This window comes from Spongorhabdus nitratireducens, from assembly GCA_947387575.1.
In the GTDB taxonomy this organism is placed as follows: domain Bacteria; phylum Pseudomonadota; class Gammaproteobacteria; order Pseudomonadales; family Endozoicomonadaceae; genus CANDOC01.
In genome coordinates this window covers 1-18,160 of the sequence record CANDOC010000013.1, presented here as the reverse complement: position 1 = coordinate 18,160, position 18,160 = coordinate 1, and the positions used below count along the sequence as shown (strand labels likewise).

Sequence of the window (18,160 nt, the reverse complement as noted above, 5' to 3'; positions counted from 1 at the left end):
CAAGAGTTTTGAAAAAGTATGTTTGACTATCAAGCGTCACCTGACCTGCTGAAAGGTCGTATTATTCTGGTCACCGGTGCCGGCAGCGGTATTGGTCGCAGTGCAGCGGTTAACTACGCCAAAGCCGGTGCCACCGTTATTCTGACCGGCCGTAATATCGAGCAGCTGGAGCAGACTTACGATGCTATCGAAGCAGCCGGTGGCCCCCAGCCTGCGATTTATCCGATGGATCTGCAGGGTGCCACACCTGAAGATTATGAAGAGATGGGCGCCAATATCGAGCAAAATTTCGGTCGACTGGACGGACTGCTGCTGAACGCCGGACAACTGGGAACCATCACCCCGATAGCTCACTATGATCCGGAAAAGTGGATGCAAGTGATGCAGGTAAATGTAAATTCCAACTTTTTCATGACCCGGGCTTTGTTGCCACTGCTGCGCCTGAGTGAGGATGCCTCAGTCATCTTTACTTCATCCAGCGTTGGCCGCAAGGGTCGAGCTCACTGGGGTGCCTACTCTGTTTCCAAGTTCGCCGTTGAAGGCATGATGCAGGTACTGGCGGATGAAGAAGAAGGTGTCAGTCCGGTACGAGTCAACAGCATTAACCCCGGCGCCACCCGCACGGCGATGCGCGCGTCAGCTTTCCCGGCAGAAAACCCGGGCACACTGCCGACACCTGACGAAATTATGCCGGTCTACATGTATCTGATGGGACCGGATAGCAAGGGTGTTAATGGCGAAGCCTTTAACGCGCAGTAGAAGCCCTTAGCGGCCAGTAGTAAAGCCGCCTGAAAGCAACCCTTCCGCCCTGATCTACACTGTTCGCTTACAAACCTGTTGTGAGCCATTTACTTCAGGTTCTAATCAAAAGCAGCAGTGGAGCATAGAACGTGAGTAATCCGATCGATCAGGCCAGGCTGGAAGGGTTGCAAGCCAAACTACTCGATAATGTCGGCGGCGCCATGGGGGTTCTGATGGCCTACCTTGGTGATCAGGCCGGCGTATACCGGGCGCTTGAGCAGCATGGCCCGTGCTCACATTCCACTCTGGCAAACCATACCGGGCTTGAGCCCAGATACCTGCGCGAATGGCTTTCTGCTAATGCCGCATTTGAATATATCGATTACAACCCGGAAACCGACGAGTTTCAGCTCAGTCCGGAGCAGGCTGCAATTTTTGCCGATGAAGGCGGACTCGCCTGCATGCAGGGCTTCTTTCAGTCTATTGTGTCCCAATATGCCACTCATGATACGGCACTGGACGTTTTTCGTTCAGGCAGGGGCCGCCCCTGGGGAGAACATCATGAATGCTGTTTTTGTGGTGTCGATCGGTTTTTCCGCCCCAGCTATGCTGCCAACCTTGTATCCAACTGGATTCCTTCACTTGACGGAATTGAGACACGACTGAAGGCCGGTGCCCGTATCGCTGATATCGGCTGCGGTCAGGGCACAACCAGTCTTTTATTGGCCGAGCATTATCCAAACTCCACGGTACTCGGCGCTGATTTCTTTGAGCCATCCATAGCAACCGCTCGTCAGCGGGCTCAAGAGGCAGGTTTGGGTAATATTGAGTTTGAAGTCAGTCCGGCCAAACAATTTTCAGGCAAAGACTATGATCTGATTTGTATTTTTGATGCCTTGCACGATATGGGAGATCCGGTTGGTGCTGCCCGGCATATGCTTCAGGCGCTCAAAACGGATGGCAAGCTGATGGTTGTGGAGCCACTGGCGGGTGACAGTCTGAAAGAAAACCTGAATACCCTGTCCGGTCTGTATTACAGTTTTTCTACTATGGTTTGTATACCTGCTTCCCGTGCCCAAGAGGTGGGACTTGGGCTGGGAGCACAGGCTGGAGAAGCGCGACTCACCGGCATATTAAAAGAAGCCGGTTTCTCAACAGTTCGCAAGGTTATGGACACAGCTACCAATATGATTCTTGAAGCTACGCCCTGAGAGCAATTGCATCAGGCACGCAAAACAGGATTTGCGTGCCTGACGGCTTCAAAACGACATCAAAAGGTTATCATCGTCCGGGTTCTGCTATCGACGCCATTGGATGGCAGCTGAATCCGAAACTCCAGACCCGGTGATGCATTTCGGGCTCTGATCGTACCACCGTGATACTCCACAGCCCGGGCCGCAATCGCCAGCCCCAGACCACTACCATTACTCTGTCCGTTGTTATTGTCGGCCCGGTAGAATGGCTCAAACAAATGTGCCAGACCTTCTTCACTGACACCCGGCCCTTGGTCACGAATGGTCAGTACAGCCTGCTCATCCAGGGTTTCCTTGGATACCGTCAGGGCAACCCGGACACTGGTGCCTTCTGGTGAAAAACGGATACAGTTCCGCAGGCAGTTTTCAATGGCACTACCAAGCCAACTGCTACCACCCTTGATGTCAAAGCTGTCCAGACGGGTCAGCTCAACCGACTTGCCGTTAGCTTCCGCTTCAAAGCGGCCGTCTTCAACCAGTCGTTTCAGCAGTTGATCCAGTGAGAATACCTCCGGGGTCATCTGCACCACATTTTCCATCCGTGACCACTGGATGATCTGCCCCACCATATGGTTCAGGCGGTTGGCTTCTTTCTCGATCCGGTCATGCTCGACCTGAACAGTTTCACCACCTTTCTTTCTGGCCAGCGCAAGCGATAGCTGCAGTCGAGTTAAAGGCGTACGCAATTCATGGGATACATCCCGAAGCAGTCGTTCTTTATAGCCCTGCAACATGTTCAGCTGAGATGCCATACGGTCAAAATCACGACCAAGATCGCCGAATTCATCATTGCGCTCCAGTACCGACATCCCGACACTGGTATCAAAGTTACCCCGCGCCAGTCGTCTGGAAGCTGCCTGCAACCGACGAATAGGCGACACCAGATAAGCCGACAGCAATACACACAGAATCAGACCAATAAGAAAACTGCCGGTAAAGCCATAGGGGTTGTTAAGAAACGCCCGGTGAAAACGATTGATAAAGATCTGCGGCCGTTCAAAAGCGACAAATACCAGATATTCACTGCTGCCGACGGCAACCCGGGAAGGTCCTGCCAAGACTTCCCATAGATTGGAACGGATCAGAGGATGACTGTCTTCCTGACTATCCCGATACAACCGCAGCAGACTGGATGAAGCCACACCGCCAAGAACGCCGCCCTGGTGATCCATTACAAACAGCTGGCCACCGGGAAGATGCAAGTCCTTGACACACTGGGGAGCCAGCTTCGATTCTTCCAACCCCTGCAGGGTGATACACTTTGCTTCCAGCAACCCTACCGCCTTGGTGAGTTCCTGAAAGATAGCCTCCCGCTCGGGTGCATACTCGGAAGAATCAACCCAGGCCAGCAGGTTCAGAGTGATAACCCAGACCTGAACAAATGTAATCAGCCAGATCCAGAGAAACACCTTCCAGAACAGACGGTGACGTGTACGTTGCTGAAACCAGTGGAAAAAAGACTTTAACATCGGGCGACAAGAACTCTCTCAACAGCAGAGCGGAAGAAACAGCTGCCACTCCCGGCAGAAACCTGAAGCAGGAACAGCTACATCTTCATCATGTATTAAAGGCGGGTTACTCCGACTGTTCACCAGCCGTATAAAAATAACCTGCACCGCGCACAGTTTTGATACGTGGCCCACCATCACTTCGCTTACTGATTTTTTTGCGCACATTACTGACATGCATATCGATTGCACGATCGAACGGCGCCAGTCGTCGGTTAAGTGCAGTCTGGGTCAGATCTTCACGGCTGATCAGCTGGCCGGCACTTTCCACCAGCGCCTTGAGCACCAGAAACTCGGTTGCAGTCAGTTGAGCCTGTTCGCCATCGACATAAACTTCACGATTGGCCAGATTCAGTTCCAGATCACCCACTTTCAGCATGCCGCCACGATCCGGGCTGGCTTCGGCAGACTGGCTGCCGGCACGACGCAGAATAGCCTTGATCCGGGCCACTAGCTCACGACTGTGATACGGCTTGGGCAGGTAATCATCAGCACCGATTTCGAGTCCGACAATCCGATCCACATCATCGCCACGTGCGGTCAACATCAATACCGGAAGCTGAGTCTCGCGCCGAATCTCCCGCAACACTTCAAAACCGTTTAGCGCCGGCAGGGTCACATCCAGCAATACCAGCTGGAATTCACCACTAAGCGCAGCTTCTACACCGGAACGGCCATCATGAACGGCTGTGACATCATAACCTTCAATGGAAAGGTACTCTTTCAGCAGTTCACACAGTTCAATGTCATCATCAACAAGCAGGATGCGGGTCGCAATTTCAGTCATAACGTACAACTTCCATGGTTTCATCGATGGCTTACCGGCCAGGCAGGACAAAAAGCACGCCATGCAGGCTACACGGCACCGCACAGTTAAAACCAATCGATATGGACGATGAAGTCTACCGAATGTCAAATGTAGTGTGCAGCAGCAGCGTGTAAAGATTATGTAATCTGTGTGTCCTCTCGTCAGATATGGTGTATTCCACATTGACGAATTGTGGATCAGGATCAATTCTCTAACGTTACTGCCTTGCTGTGCCTTCAGGAGCAATAACGTGTCAGCCACAGGTTTCAGGGTATCCCTGATAGGGCCGGTGTTTATCTGCCTTGCCATGCTGGTTTCCGGTTGTTCAGATGAAACACCACAGCAGGCCGCGCCACCTCCTCCTTCCGTCATTGTCACTGAAATCGAAAACACGCCCGTTGGCGAGCACAAGGAATTTGTTGCCCGCACCGAAGCGGTCGAAGAAGTTGACCTGCGAGCACGAGTTGAAGGTTATCTGACCCACCGGGGGTTTGTAGAAGGCGAAACAGTACACAAGGGACAACTGTTGTTCGAACTTGACCCGGCATCATTTGAAGCCGCCCTGAGCAGCGCAGAAGCTGAACTCAGCCGCAACCGTGCAGCAGAAACCAAGGCTATACATGATCTAAAGCGTGGCAAGGAGTTACAGCCCAAAGGCTATATCAGTCAATCAGATCTCGACAAACTGAGCAGCGACTTTGATCAAGCTAAAGCCTCCGTTGCAGCAGCGGAAGCGGCCGTGGAGACGGCTCGAATCAATCTTGGTTATACCCGGATCACTGCCCCCTTTGCCGGCGTCATCGGCAAGGAGCGTTACAGTATCGGCAATCTGGTTAATGCTTCCAGTGAGCCGCTGGCGAGGCTGTCCAGCGTGGATCCGATGTACGTCAACTTCCAGATCAATGAGAAAGAGCTGGTCAACTATCATCTGGAAGAAGGTGAAAGGGATCAGAAGAAAAGTAAAGAGTTCAACCTGAATCTGCGACTGCCTAACGGGGCAGCATACAAACAGAAAGGCACTTTCAACTTTGCTGACACCAAAGTGGATGAAACTACAGGTACCGTTAATCTTCGCGCCGAATTTCCCAACCCTGATGGTATTCTGTTTCCCGGCATGTATGTCACCCTGATTGCCGAGTCACAGGATAAAACACCCAGTCCCCTTATTCCCCAGGCTGCTGTACAGGAAAACCAACAGGGACGTTTTGTACTGGTTGTTGAAGCAGATAATAAAGTCAGCACTCGCTTCCTTGAGCTGGGAAGACGCATTGGTCCGATGTGGGTCGTCAAGGGTGGTCTTAAGTCCGGCGAGCGCATCATTGTGGAAGGCCTGCAAAAAGTACAGAGCGGCGGCACTGTGACACCGGTTGAGCGGAAAGTTGATCCGGTTACCGGTGCCATTATTCCCCCTGAAGAAGCATCAGAGAAAAAGCCCGACACCAATAACTCATCCGACACTCCTCCTGACAATTCGCCGAAGCCCGCCAATGAGTCGGCCAACGGATGAGGATCTGTCATGTTCAGTCAGTTTTTCATTAACCGGCCCAAGTTCGCTTTTGTCATTTCAATTGTTATTACTCTGGCCGGCCTGATCTGTATGTTGACCCTTCCGGTTAATATGTATCCGGAACTGGCACCACCCACAGTTTCGATTTCCGCTGTATATCCAGGTGCCAGTGCCAAGGCCGTTGAAGAGTCTGTCATCCGTCCGATAGAAGAGCAGGTTAACGGGGTTGAGGGCATGCTTTACATGGCCTCAACCGCCTCCAATGATGGTGGCGCCAGTATTACTGTCACCTTTGAGAATGGCATCAACGATGATATTGCCCAGGTCAATGTTCAGAACCGGGTATCCCAGGCCAGCCCCAAACTGCCGGCAGAAGTGCGCAGTCAGGGAATTACTGTCAATAAGGAATCCAGCAATATGTTGCTGGGTATCAGTCTCTATGCAACTGACGGCAGCCTGGATGCCAAATTCCTGAGCAACTATGCCACCAACTATATTACCGAGCCGTTGGCACGCCTGCCGGGTGTCGCCAAGGTTCAGGTTATGGGTGAGCAGACCTACAGCATGCGCATCTGGCTGAATCCAAGACGGATGACCGCACTTGGCATCGCGGTCTCTGATGTTCAGCAGGCTCTGCAGGAGCAGAATATTATTGTAGCTGCAGGAAAGCTTGGACAGGGCCCGGTACTGCCTGACCAGCAGTTTGAATACACCATACAGACCCAGGGTCGTCTGGTTAACGCCGAGGAATTTGACAACATTATTATTCGGGCCCGCCCTGATGGTTCATTTGTCAGACTCCGCGATATCGCAAGAGTCGAGCTGGGATCCAAGTCATACGGAGGTGACGCGAAACGAAATGATAAACCGACTGCCTTTATTGTTATTTACCAGCTGCCTTCTGCCAATGCGACCCAGGTAGCCGATGCGGTTTATGCCGAGATGGACCATCTGGCAAAAGCGCTGCCGGATAACATGGTTTACAACATACCTTACGATACGACCAAATTTATCAAGCGCTCGATTGCTGAAGTCAGAACCACCCTGTTTCAGGCCGTTTTCCTGGTTATTCTGGTGGTTTTTCTGTTCCTGCAAAACTGGCGGGCAACGCTGATTCCCACACTCGCTATTCCTGTGTCCCTGATTGGTACTTTCGCCATTATGAAAGTCATGGGCTACTCGATTAATACCATAACCCTGTTTGGGCTGGTACTGGCGATCGGCGTCGTGGTCGATGATGCAATTGTCGTCATCGAAAATGTTGAAAGGCATATTACGACGCTGGGAAAGGACCCGGTCACCGCGACCAAAGATGCCATGAAGGAAGTTATCGGACCGGTTATTGCAACCACCCTGGTACTTCTGGCGGTCTTTGTTCCGGTAGGTTTCATGCCGGGCATTACCGGGGAACTGTATAAACAGTTTTCGGTAACCATTGCGGTTGCTGTCTGTATTTCATCTATCAATGCCCTGACACTCAGTCCAGCATTGTGCGCCACATTCCTCAAACCGGGGAATAGTGGTCAGGTCGGCTTGCTGAAGCCGGTTGAAGTTGCCATTACCAAACTGACGGGCGGATACACAACACTTGTCGGCATGATGCTGCGACGTGCTGGGGTCATGGGCATTCTGTTTCTGATCCTGATCAGCAGTTCGGTATGGTTGCTGAAAGCCGTGCCTACAGGTTTTGTACCCAACGAGGATCAGGGCTTTCTGTTTATGGATGTACAGCTGCCAGATGCAGCTTCCATTAACCGTACCGATGATGTGTTCCAGAAAATATCCCCCATCGTTCGCCAAGAAAAGGGTGTAGCGGAGTTCATCGCTATTACAGGCTTCAGTCTGTTCAGTGGTAACGGTTCCAATAACGGCTTTGGTATTGTTGTGCTGGATGACTGGGATCAGCGTACGACACCCGATACAAGTATAGAGGCTATATCTCAAAGGCTACAGGGTAAACTATGGGTACAGCCTGATGCCCAGATTATGGTTTTTGAAATGCCGCCGATTCCCGGACTTGGTACAGCCGGCGGGTTCGAATTCAAACTGCAGGATACTCAGGGACGATCACCCCAAGAGCTGTCTCAGGTCATGAATGGTCTGATTTACAAGGCTAATCAGGACCCGGATCTGAGTCGGGTATTTGGTACCTTTCGGGCTAATGTTCCCCAGTATTTTCTGGAAGTTGACCGCAGTAAGGTGAAAGCCATGGGCGTTAACCTGTCGGATGTATTTCTCACCCTTCAGGCACAGCTGGGATCGCTTTATATCAACGATTTCAATAAGTACTCCCGCATCTATCAGGTCATTATTCAGGCTGAAAGCCGATTCCGGGCCGAGCCTTCAGACCTGCAATACTTCTATGTCCGTAACAGCAGTAATGAAATGGTGCCGCTGGCTACCTTTGCAACCCTGACACCGATTCTGGGCCCGACCAGCCTGACCCACTTTAACCTGTACCGTTCAGCATCAATTAATGGCAGTGCCTCTCCCGGCCATAGCTCCGGTGAAGCTATTGCCGCGATGGCTCAGCTGGCATCGGAACTACCTGATGGTTACAGCTATGAATGGGCAGGCCAGTCCCGCCAGGAAATTGAAGCCGGCAACCTTGCACCCTTGCTGTTCGGGCTGGCACTTCTGTTTGTTTATCTGTTTCTGGTTGCCCAGTATGAAAGCTGGAATATTCCGTTTTCAGTCATTGCATCAGTTCCCATTGCCGCCTGCGGCGCATTGACGGCATTACTGGCTCTGGGTCGGGTCAATGATATTTATGCCCAGGTGGGGCTGGTATTGCTGATTGGTATCTGCGCCAAAACCTCGATACTTATTGTTGAATTTGCCATGGCACAGCGGCAACAAGGTATCGGCATCAAGGAGGCCGCCCATAAAGCAGCCCAGCTGAGATTTCGCGCCGTCATCATGACAGCCCTGTCTTTTATTCTGGGCACCATGCCTCTGGTTGTAGCTACCGGACCGGGCGCTGCATCCCGCCAGTCACTGGGTACAACTGTTATGTACGGTATGCTGGCCGCAACGATCTTCGGCACCCTGTTTACCCCGGTACTGTATTCACTGATTCAGCAATGGCGGGAAAAATTGAATCCTGCCGCAGCTGGCAGCCGAGCGGAAAGCACCACTGAATGACATTCACAAAAAAACTTGCCCAACAAGGACATAGCTGGAACTTCTGCCTTATCTAAAGGATCAAATAAGGCACGTTATAACAATCAATTAACTCAATAATGGAATTGCCATGCTACTGCTTTGTTTCACTGTTCCGACAACACATCTGGAAGAAGTAAAAAATGCAGTGTTTGCAGCTGGAGCCGGACGCTATCAGGATTATGAATGCAGTTGCTGGCAAACCCCGGGCCACGGTCAGTTTCAGGCCCTGAGTGGCAGCAATCCCTTTATTGGCGAAAAGGGCAAGGTAGAAGTTGTCGAAGAGTACAAGGTAGAAACATTCTTTCAGGAGCAATATCAACAACAGGTTATCAAGGCCCTGAAGCAGGCCCACCCCTATGAAGAGCCTGCTTATCAAATCTGGCCCGTCTTGTCCTGACAGGTCCAGGAATACAGCGGGTTATTATTCAGCCCCCCATCTCCATCATTCTTTCGTGCATTTTACTCTGCATTTTTGCCCGATAGTCTTGCCAGATCTTATCCTGCTCCGGTGTCAGTATCTTTTTAAGCTCTGAATCCTTACGCTGCATCATCGCCTGAATTTTCTGAGCCTTCTCACTTCGTGTACCGGATGAATCCATCAAGCTCCCTGCCTCACGGGCATAGCGCAGGTTGATGGCATTGACCTCTTTTTTCTGAATATCCGTCAGTGACAGGATACTCGTCATGGCATCGGTGATATGTCCGGCACGTTCCTCTGCCGGCATTGACATCATTTTTTCTACAGGAGAGGTGTCTGTTGAGGATGCAGCTACGGTGACAGCTGATACAACCAGACCACTTGTCAGAACAACAACTCGGGTTGTTACCAGGAAATGAGAACAGCAGGTTCTTGCTAACCAGTTAAGCTTCATGACCGGAGGATCCTGTAGGCAGGGTTAATTGACTATTTAGAAAACGATCGAGATAGCGATCGAGAAAGCTATCGAAGAAACCATCAAGCAAAAGGACAAGAATAAGATCAGAGCAGTCATACCCGATGCAGTATAGCCAAGCCCTGATCAGAAGCCGGATTCACGCCACAGAATTGTTTCAGCCTTGTGCCACCAAACCGACAGATAACTTTCAGCCCGGCCTTCAATGACCACATTCCCCCTGATTACTGTGTCCGGTAGTTGCAGTGGCGAAAGCGGCTGCAGAAATACCCGGTAGGTTCCCATCACCGGCACCATCACATTACCTTCGGTCTGCTTTACAGCGAGTCCACCACCAAAAACAGAAGCAGGATAAGGTGTCTTGAGCTCTCTCAAAGCACCTGATTCAATTTCATCAACCCTGACTCTGAAAGGCTGATAACCAGGATTTTCAGGGTAAAACCAGCCCTCCATGCCCTGACTCAATTGCCATAGATCCGACTCTTCAAGATACGCTTCCAGCTCAATATTAGATCTATCGACCAGACTGAATAATGGCTCGCCAGCACTAACCCAGTCATTGATTCTTAATGCGCGAGAGACATCAATAATCTGACCATTGGCAGGCGCATAAACCTGCAGTGAATCAAGCTGTCGCTGCAAGCTACGTACCCGGCTTAACTGGGTAGCCAGCTCGGTTTTAACCACCAGGGCCCGCTCTCGCATCTCCACATCAAAATCCTGCGCTCTCACCTGCTGCGCCAGTTCTGCCAGTTTTTCCCTGGCATCCTGCAACTCCTGCTCCAGCTTCGGAGCACTGAGACGCGTTAATAATGCACCTTCTTCCGCTACTTCACCCCATTCAGGTAATGAACTTGCCAATTGCCCCGACTGAGGTGCAAAAACCGTGATATACCGTCCCTGCAGCCAGGCTGTCAGGGTAATACTGTTACGCCAGGGAATAGCAACAAGCGCAATTACAAGGAAAGCCAGCAACAGTGTTCTGATTGTTAGCAGGTTCCAGCTGAAAAGGTTTCGGCGCTGCCACCACCGGCGCATTTCATTCCATACGGGTCGCATAATGAAGTAAACAATTTCCACCAGAAACAGAAAGATACCCAGAACCTTGATAAAGAACGAGTACACCAGTACCGCAATCCCCAGAAACAGAAAAAAGCGGTAAACCCAGATACAAAACGAGTGAACAATAAAATAGGTACGCGGCGGTTCAGGCGGTTCTTCTCCCAAACCAAACATTTTTTCCCTTAACCACCACCGGGTCATGGCAAAGGCCCGAGGCTCAAGGTTAGGTGTGCGCAACCAGTCCGACAGCAAATAATAACCATCAAAACGCATCATCGGATTAAAATTGACCAGTACACTCATCAGCCAGGTCGTAGTCGCCAACAGAAAGAAAATACTTTTCCAGATTCCTTCCGATGCCAGATTCCATAACAACACGGCAATAGCCGCAATTCCCAGTTCGGTTGCTACTCCGGCAGCGCCAATGGCCATTCGACTTCGTCGCTCTGTCAGTTTCCAGGCTTCACTGGTGTCGGTATACAACACCGGCCAACCCACCAGAAAAGCAACCCCCAGCACCGGAACACGACACCCTTTGGCTTTAGCGACATAGGCATGCCCCAATTCATGCAGCATCTTGATGGCAAACAGTGTCAGGGCATAGGCGACAATACCTTTCCAGCTAAAAAAATGCTGGAAGGTTGTCAGAAACTGGTCAAACCGCTGAGTCACTAGAATCAGGCCAGCAAAAGCACTTAGGATCAAAATGGCTATAACCGGCCAGGATCCCAGCCAGCGAACCCATGGCAATGTTGTTGAAAGGAAACGATCCGGCCGGAACAGAGGAATTCGTATAAAGAGATAAGTCTTCAGCATTCGTGACAGAATGCCGGGCTTGGCAGCCTGATACTGCTGATACCTTTTAATTTGTTCCGGATCGGCCTGGGCGAGATTATTGGCCCGGACAAAGGCGATAACTTCTTCAACATTTTCCGTGCTGACAGGTTGCTGCCTTTCCCAGGTCACCTGTGCTGCAATCTGCTCCGGAGCACCGGCGCCCAGTGCTGCAACAATAGCCAGTTCTATTTCACCCAACCTGAAAAAACGGTTACTTAACGGATCCTGCAGCAGCCATATGGGTGAACCATCCGGATCCGCCTCTCCCGGCATCAGGTTCAGATCATCTCTTAAAACCGGAATGGCAGGTGCTTGATCAAACACAACTTAAACACCCAGCCATTGCCGTACAGCAGCATAGGGTCGACTGAACAGGTAGTAATAGAGCGGTACATCATTACCCAGAATTTTGGCGGTACCGCGCCAGCCCAATCTGGGTATATCTTCTGTTTCCTTCAGTTCAGCCCGCCCCCGAAATGCCAGGATGTTCTCGGGAGATAGCTGCGCCTGATAGTTGGTATTTCGCAGAGTACCATCCAGTGCATGACCCGGATTAACATTCAGGAACAGTTCTACTTCGGCGTTATCCGGTAACGGCATACTGTTTGCTACCGGCAACCAGAATTCAATCTCCGCAGAAGCCGGATCAGCCACAACCATTAGCCGCTCCCCTACCCTGACCGGGCGCCCTTCCAATGCTTCCGGATCATCCAGAATCACCACACCTTCGTTTTCAGAACGGATCTCGACCCGCTGCAATTGCGACTGAAGGTAATGAACCTCTGCTGCACTTTGATCAATCCGGGTCTGTAATACCGGCAGCGGGGTCTGGTTCTGGCGGTAGCCGGTACTGGCCTGCTGGGCACGTTTGTATTCAGCCTGGGCTATTTTCAAAGCCTGAATCGCAACATCCAGCCGTGCCAGCAACGCCCGGTTATCCAGCTTCAGCAATACATCACCGGTTTCGACCCACTGGTTGGGTTGCACCACGACTTCGCCAATCACACCATCGAGCGGTGCTGTAATCGTGTCATTATTTCTCGCCACAATTTCTGCCGGAGCCAGTGCAGTCTGGTTGACCGGTAGCATTAACAGCAGAATGACGACCAATGCTGCAGCTCCGGCGATAAGCCCCCGACGTGAAGCTTTAGGCTGGAGTTTCAGCTTTGGTGTTAACTCCAATGCTTGCAGGGCATGAGCTGCAGTTTCGGCCAGATGTTGTAGCAGATTGAGTTCCTGCTTGTTCCAGACTTCAGCTCTGGCCAGAAACAGATAACCCTGCACCGCCCCTGCACCATTTTTCAGCGGCAGCCACAGGCAGTTGGCAGGGAAAAACTCTGCCCAGTCTTCCTGATATTCAGCCGGTAAACCATTAACATCAACGGGCTGAATTTTTTCTCCCTCCTGTTGCTGCAAGTACTGACACAGTCTTCTGGCCCACTGGGTAAACGGCGCATCCCGCACAGGCTCAGGCAAACCGGAAACCTGCTGTATCTGATTGTGGTGAAACAATAGCGCCGAGCGATAGCTGACAATGTGGCGCGTTTCATTCACCAGACACTGGCCCAGAGCTGATGTGCTATCAGCACGACGTACTTTCTGCTGCAGGGTCAGCAAACTTGCCAGCTGCTGCAACAGTTGCTCTGTTTCACTCATTCTGCAGCCGCCTTGCTTTGCTGGTCAGGTTTCAGCGAACCGGAATGCAACAAATCAATAGTGCCACTCATGCCTGGTAATAACCGGCCACTATGTTGCTCCAGCCGGCCAATCGCGCGCACCGTCTGGCTGACGGGATCAATACTACCGATAACCCGGTCGACCCGAGCCGATACCCGTTCACCGGTTTCATCGAGTGTCAGCTGGATTCGGGTACCAGGTTGATAGCGGTGTAGCTCCCGCGAAGGAATCAACATTTCCACTTCAAGGCTGGAGGTATCAATCAGCTCAAACATGGGATCACCCATTGAGACAAACTGATAGGGTTGTACCTGCCGGCTGGTCAGCTGCCCTGAAAATGGCGCCCGCAATTCACAGTGGCTCAGGCGGGCATTCAGTAGTTTTATTTCACTGGTTGCCATAGCGTATTCAGTGCGGCTGATTTCCAGTTCCAGTTCACTGATATTGCCCAGTTTGGCCAGTCTGCTGTTAACATCAAACTTGGCTTTGGCGCCATCACGACGGGCCGTAGCTACATCCCGCTCGGCAAAGTTTTCCCGACAATCAAACCGGGCCAGCAGCTCACCTTTTTTGATTTCATTGCCCGGTCTGCCCGATACCTCAAGCAAAATGCCGGTCATAGCGGCAGCCAATGTCGTGTAGTGCGTTGGCCTTAGCTGGCCGCGAATCCCTTCACCGGTAAAGCTTTCTGCTTCAACCGGCAGCAGGGATTCAAGCTCGTTTTCAGCTTGCACATACATACTGGCAACAACCAGCTGGCTTGCTACCAGCAGGCTCTTTACTGACAGGCTTTTTACCGGCAAGCGAGCCAGTCGCTGAAATAGGCTATTGATTTTCATAGCTTTGGTATCAGTTTGAAGCAGATACAGTCATAGCCAGTGCCGGCATTTCACCCGACTCCCAGCTGCCGAAAGTTTCTGTCAGGTGCTGGCTGATTTGAGCTACTGATTGCAGCTGATAATCTTCCGGCACCGGATTCAAGCTCAGGGAAAAAAGCAGGCTGCCGTAGGCATCCTGTGCTTCAGCGTAGGATAAGAGTCGAGCCATTGCCGAGCGCAGCGCCTTGGCATCATTCTGGATCTCATCCAGTTCGGAAACCGCCCTGTTCTGGCGTCCCTGACGCGTCAGCCGGGCAATTTCCTCATCAATACCGTGTACTTCAGACGCACGACCATAACGGGTCGCACTGTTTTTATAGTGCTGCCAAGCCAGATGCGTCTGGGCAATAATCCCCATCTGTACCGCCATCCTGCGGGTTTCGGTCAGTTGCTGGCGAGCCTCTCCCTGGGCTTCAATTTCATCTTTGGAAAACAGTCTGAATATGTCCCATGAAATTCTGACGCCAGCCTCAGCCCAGCCCTGGTTATAGAGATATTTGTTACTGTCGTACATTCCGGCATAAGAAAACTCGATACCCGGCAACAGGCGCAACAAGGCTTTGCGTGTTTCCAACTGATCGATACGTGCGTTATACATCTGGGTGGAATAATCCATTGAGTTTTCCAGCGCCAGATATTCAAGCACCTCCAGATTTGCAGGCACGCTGGGCAGGCCATTCAGCTTTCGCGGAAACTGCAGTTTGATTCGGGTGCCCGGCGGCACATTGATCATTGTCGCCAGCTCAACCTGAGCCGCATTGACTGACTGCTTCATGCTCTCCAGTTCTTGCACCGTCTCCAGCAGCAAACGTTGTTCCTGCAAGGTTGAAAGGGGTGGCTGCAACTGTTGTTTGCGAATGACCTGCAGTCGTTCAGAGGCTTTCTGAGCCAGGCTCAGCAAAACATCAATATCATTCCCAAGCTGCTGCATGGCACTGGCCCGCCAGTAAATGGCCCGGGTCTGCTGCAACAGTCGCAGCATCACTTTGCGACGGGTATTTTTGGCAATTAGAAAACGGTCTGCTTCCTGCTGGGCCTGTAGATAGCTGACCCCAAAATCCAACGCATTCCAGCTGAATTTCAGATCGGCACTGGTACGCTCGGACTCCTGAGAGGTAGAAGGTTCCAGCGACTCCCTGCCGGATTTAATGGAATAGCTACTGGAACCATTGATATTATTTCGATGATTGTATCCGCCGGAGGCCGATAACACCGGCAACATATCCATCTTCACCAATTCAAAGTTCTGATGAGAAAGAGCCTGTTCCATAAGCTGAACACGGTTATCCAGATTGTATTTAAGCGCTCTGGCCATCGCTTCAGTCAGGCTCAGGGATTCACCCAGCGGCTCCTGAGAAGCAAAAATCAATTCCGTATCCGCTTTGGCTTTTAACGAACGCTGAGCGGGATCAATAGGCTTCGGTGTTACGGCGCAGCCAGCAAGAAAAGTACAGCAGACCGATGCTGTCAGCGTCTTTTTAAGGCTTAACATTAAACTACCTTACTTAATGTATCTGTGTTGTCTGTTATACCGGGCAACAGGGATGCTGCATGCGAAACATTTCAACAGCATCCCGGACCCGTTTATTTCTGGTTAATTCAACTTTTATGTATCGATGTCGTATCAAGCAAAGCAGACAGCAAGTCATCCCGCTGTTTGGCAAAGTTATTACCGGAGACCTTCGCCAGCTGCTCGGCAAACGATTCATTGCCATTCATTGCCGAGCGCTGATCTGTTTCTGTGCGCTCTGCTTCAGTCTCAGCCTGACTGGTTGTAACACCCGCCGGAGTATCATCTGCCTCCGACTCTGACTGATCTTCAGGTGATTCTGCCAACTGCAGGTCGCCCTGATCCTGCACAGTCTCGGCAAACGTCAGATTAAATGTTGAGGCCGCTTCATTGCCCTGCAGGTCCTTACCTGCAATCCGGATATCAACGCTCTCTACTCCCTGATGCAGAGCATCTGCAACATCAACAGAAAATGTCCCTTCAGAAGCGTTGAAATAAATATAGTCAGGCAGCGGAGATCCATCCGGCAGAGTGGCTTCCATGCGGATAGGGTGGAAGGGTTCGGAGTGTTCAAATGCATCGACCGGCAAACTGAAAACAGTTATATCTTCTGTCAGTACGCGGTCTTTCAGTTGCACAGTCAGGCGAACAGGATTGATTCTCGGGTCACCCAGGATACCCGCAAACAGATCATCGCGATCCCCTGTCACAGGCAGCTGGAACAGCGGTGGTGCACTGCCACTGTCACCGGTTTGACTGTCAGGTATATGAGGCCGGTTAATAGGCAGTGTATCCGGCTCAGGTTCTACCGGGATATTGGCTTCATCCAGCCCCTGCACATTAATTACCAATGTTGCGGTTGCCGTACTGCCTTTGCCATCTGATACGGTATAGGTGAAGGTATCCTGAGCATATTCGGTACTGCCCAGTGCCTGTACTTTGCCACTGGAGTTATCAAGAATATAGCGATAACTGCCGTCGGCACTAATGATCAGCTGACCATATTCACCCTGAACAACCTGTCCGGTATTTCCTGTCTGTCCACCAATACCAATAACAGTCAGTTGATCATTCTGATCAGTATCTGAATCAACACCACTACCATTGTCGTCGGTAATGACATTCCCCGCGGTTTCTGTATTGATATCTTCTCTGACAGCACCGGAATTATCTGTTGCCACGACGGGATCATTGACACCCTGAACCGTCACTGTCAGGGAGGCAGTGGCAACCCCGCCGTTCCCATCACTGATTGAATAGGAGAAGGTTTCTGTCAGGGTCTGGCCCTGCCCCAGCGATGCCACCCTCGGATCATTATTATTGAGAATATAGCGATAGCTGCCATCACTGTTCAGAATAAGCTGGCCATATTCACCGGAACGGACACCACTATCGGTCAGGGTCAAGGTATCTCCATCCTGATCAGAGTCTTGTCCTTCCGAATCGGTAATCACATTACCACTGGTTTCAGATACCTGCCCCGGATTACCTTCATTCACTACGGCCTGATTATCTAGCGCTTCAGGCGCTGGGTTGTTAACGGTCCAGCTAAAGGTCTGATCAACATGCCCGCCCTGACCATCACTGGCTCGAACCGTAATGCTGTACTGGCCACCATTCACCTGAGAGGCATTGCGATCAATGGTGCCGGTAAGTGTACCATCGGCATTCAGAGTCAGGCCCTGCGGCAAGGCATCGGAACCATCAGCCAGTGAATAGGTCAGCTTGTCAGAAGTATCCACATCACTGAAACGACCGCTCAGATCGATATTGACGGTATCACCATCGTTGTGCGTCTGGTCAGTCAGATCACCGGCGGTCGGTGCATCATTCACCCCACCGACCGTAATCACCAGTTTTGCCGTTGAGGTCGCACCGTGTTCATCGGTGACGGTGTACTCAATCTCTGTCGTGCGCTGTTCACCCTGTTGCAGATCCTGAAAGTCATTGCCCGGATCGAAGTCATAGGTACCGTCTTCATGCAGGGTAAAGCGACCACCACTACTGCCGCGGATCGTTTCTCCCGGTGCGGCGGTATCTCCGCTTGCGTTGGTGACTTTGGATACCGCTTGGGTGGCATTGTTATCGATATCAGTGTCGTTAGTGAGCACCGAGCCACTGTTGTCTTTGGTGATCGCGATATCTTCGTTGGTGAGATTGCTGTCGGCAACTGCATCCGGTGTATCGTTGGTACCGTTAACCGTAATCACCAAGGTGGCGGTTGCCGTACCGCCCTGCCCGTCGCTGACGGTATAGCTGAATCGATCGGTCAGGGTCTGACCCTGGGCCAGTGCCTGTACCGCCGGATGATTATTATTGAG

Annotated in this window: 13 protein-coding genes; 5 read left to right on the top strand and 8 right to left on the bottom strand. The window is 51.4% G+C overall.

Annotated features, from left to right (window positions below; all coding sequences use genetic code 11):
- The first annotated feature begins 18 nt into the window (after positions 1-18).
- Positions 19-759, top strand: coding sequence for a YciK family oxidoreductase (locus ACYZZ0_RS20410; RefSeq protein ID WP_461538511.1), 741 nt, complete (start codon positions 19-21; stop codon positions 757-759).
- A 131-nt stretch (positions 760-890) separates the two neighbouring features.
- Positions 891-1,952 carry a class I SAM-dependent methyltransferase gene (locus tag ACYZZ0_RS20405; RefSeq protein WP_461538510.1) on the top strand — a complete coding sequence of 354 codons (1,062 nt, stop codon included), beginning with the start codon at positions 891-893 and terminating at the stop codon, positions 1,950-1,952.
- A 59-nt stretch (positions 1,953-2,011) separates the two neighbouring features.
- On the opposite strand, the gene ACYZZ0_RS20400 is transcribed toward ACYZZ0_RS20405, so the two are convergent.
- Positions 2,012-3,463, bottom strand: coding sequence for an ATP-binding protein (locus ACYZZ0_RS20400; RefSeq protein ID WP_461538509.1), 1,452 nt, complete (start codon positions 3,461-3,463; stop codon positions 2,012-2,014).
- A gap of 106 nt (positions 3,464-3,569) precedes the next feature.
- Entirely contained in the window at positions 3,570-4,289 is a 720-nt protein-coding gene (locus ACYZZ0_RS20395; RefSeq protein WP_461538508.1) for a response regulator, read from the bottom strand.
- Positions 4,290-4,560: 271 nt separating this feature from the next.
- On the opposite strand from ACYZZ0_RS20395, the gene ACYZZ0_RS20390 reads away from it, so the two are divergent.
- The 3 genes from ACYZZ0_RS20390 (at position 4,561) to ACYZZ0_RS20380 (ending at position 9,379) form a co-directional block, all read left to right on the top strand.
- On the top strand, positions 4,561-5,817 hold the full coding sequence (locus ACYZZ0_RS20390; RefSeq protein WP_461538507.1) for an efflux RND transporter periplasmic adaptor subunit: 1,257 nt from the start codon (positions 4,561-4,563) through the stop codon (positions 5,815-5,817).
- A 9-nt stretch (positions 5,818-5,826) separates the two neighbouring features.
- A complete protein-coding gene (locus tag ACYZZ0_RS20385; RefSeq protein ID WP_461538506.1) occupies positions 5,827-8,961 on the top strand; it encodes an efflux RND transporter permease subunit in 3,135 nt (1,044 codons plus the stop codon).
- 109 nt (positions 8,962-9,070) lie between these two features.
- Positions 9,071-9,379, top strand: coding sequence for an NGG1p interacting factor NIF3 (locus tag ACYZZ0_RS20380; protein WP_461538505.1), 309 nt, complete (start codon positions 9,071-9,073; stop codon positions 9,377-9,379).
- A gap of 28 nt (positions 9,380-9,407) precedes the next feature.
- On the opposite strand, the gene ACYZZ0_RS20375 is transcribed toward ACYZZ0_RS20380, so the two are convergent.
- From ACYZZ0_RS20375 to ACYZZ0_RS20350, 6 genes are all read right to left on the bottom strand, one after another.
- Positions 9,408-9,854, bottom strand: a complete 447-nt coding sequence (locus ACYZZ0_RS20375) for a hypothetical protein (protein ID WP_461538504.1) — start codon at positions 9,852-9,854, stop codon at positions 9,408-9,410.
- Between the two features lie 147 nt (positions 9,855-10,001).
- Positions 10,002-12,098, bottom strand: a complete 2,097-nt coding sequence (locus ACYZZ0_RS20370; RefSeq protein ID WP_461538503.1) for an HlyD family efflux transporter periplasmic adaptor subunit — start codon at positions 12,096-12,098, stop codon at positions 10,002-10,004.
- 3 nt (positions 12,099-12,101) lie between these two features.
- A complete protein-coding gene (locus ACYZZ0_RS20365) occupies positions 12,102-13,430 on the bottom strand; it encodes an efflux RND transporter periplasmic adaptor subunit (RefSeq protein ID WP_461538502.1) in 1,329 nt (442 codons plus the stop codon).
- Positions 13,427-14,290: an efflux RND transporter periplasmic adaptor subunit gene (locus ACYZZ0_RS20360; RefSeq protein WP_461538501.1), complete on the bottom strand. Its 864-nt coding sequence runs from the start codon at positions 14,288-14,290 to the stop codon at positions 13,427-13,429. The genes ACYZZ0_RS20365 and ACYZZ0_RS20360 overlap by 4 nt, the downstream gene beginning before the upstream one ends.
- Positions 14,291-14,300: 10 nt before the next feature.
- Positions 14,301-15,821, bottom strand: coding sequence for a TolC family protein (locus tag ACYZZ0_RS20355; protein WP_461538500.1), 1,521 nt, complete (start codon positions 15,819-15,821; stop codon positions 14,301-14,303).
- 107 nt (positions 15,822-15,928) lie between these two features.
- Positions 15,929-18,160, bottom strand: a 2,232-nt coding sequence (locus ACYZZ0_RS20350; protein WP_461538499.1) for an Ig-like domain-containing protein, incomplete at its 5' end; no start/stop codon positions are given.

Coding starts and splice junctions, on each gene's coding strand:
- ACYZZ0_RS20365 (WP_461538502.1), bottom strand. CDS start 13,430: ATGAGTGAAACAGAGCAACTGTTGCAGCAGCTGGCAAGTTTGCTGACC.
- ACYZZ0_RS20400 (WP_461538509.1), bottom strand. CDS start 3,463: ATGTTAAAGTCTTTTTTCCACTGGTTTCAGCAACGTACACGTCACCGT.
- ACYZZ0_RS20410 (WP_461538511.1), top strand. CDS start 19: ATGTTTGACTATCAAGCGTCACCTGACCTGCTGAAAGGTCGTATTATT.
- ACYZZ0_RS20380 (WP_461538505.1), top strand. CDS start 9,071: ATGCTACTGCTTTGTTTCACTGTTCCGACAACACATCTGGAAGAAGTA.
- ACYZZ0_RS20360 (WP_461538501.1), bottom strand. CDS start 14,290: ATGAAAATCAATAGCCTATTTCAGCGACTGGCTCGCTTGCCGGTAAAA.
- ACYZZ0_RS20375 (WP_461538504.1), bottom strand. CDS start 9,854: ATGAAGCTTAACTGGTTAGCAAGAACCTGCTGTTCTCATTTCCTGGTA.
- ACYZZ0_RS20355 (WP_461538500.1), bottom strand. CDS start 15,821: ATGTTAAGCCTTAAAAAGACGCTGACAGCATCGGTCTGCTGTACTTTT.
- ACYZZ0_RS20395 (WP_461538508.1), bottom strand. CDS start 4,289: ATGACTGAAATTGCGACCCGCATCCTGCTTGTTGATGATGACATTGAA.
- ACYZZ0_RS20385 (WP_461538506.1), top strand. CDS start 5,827: ATGTTCAGTCAGTTTTTCATTAACCGGCCCAAGTTCGCTTTTGTCATT.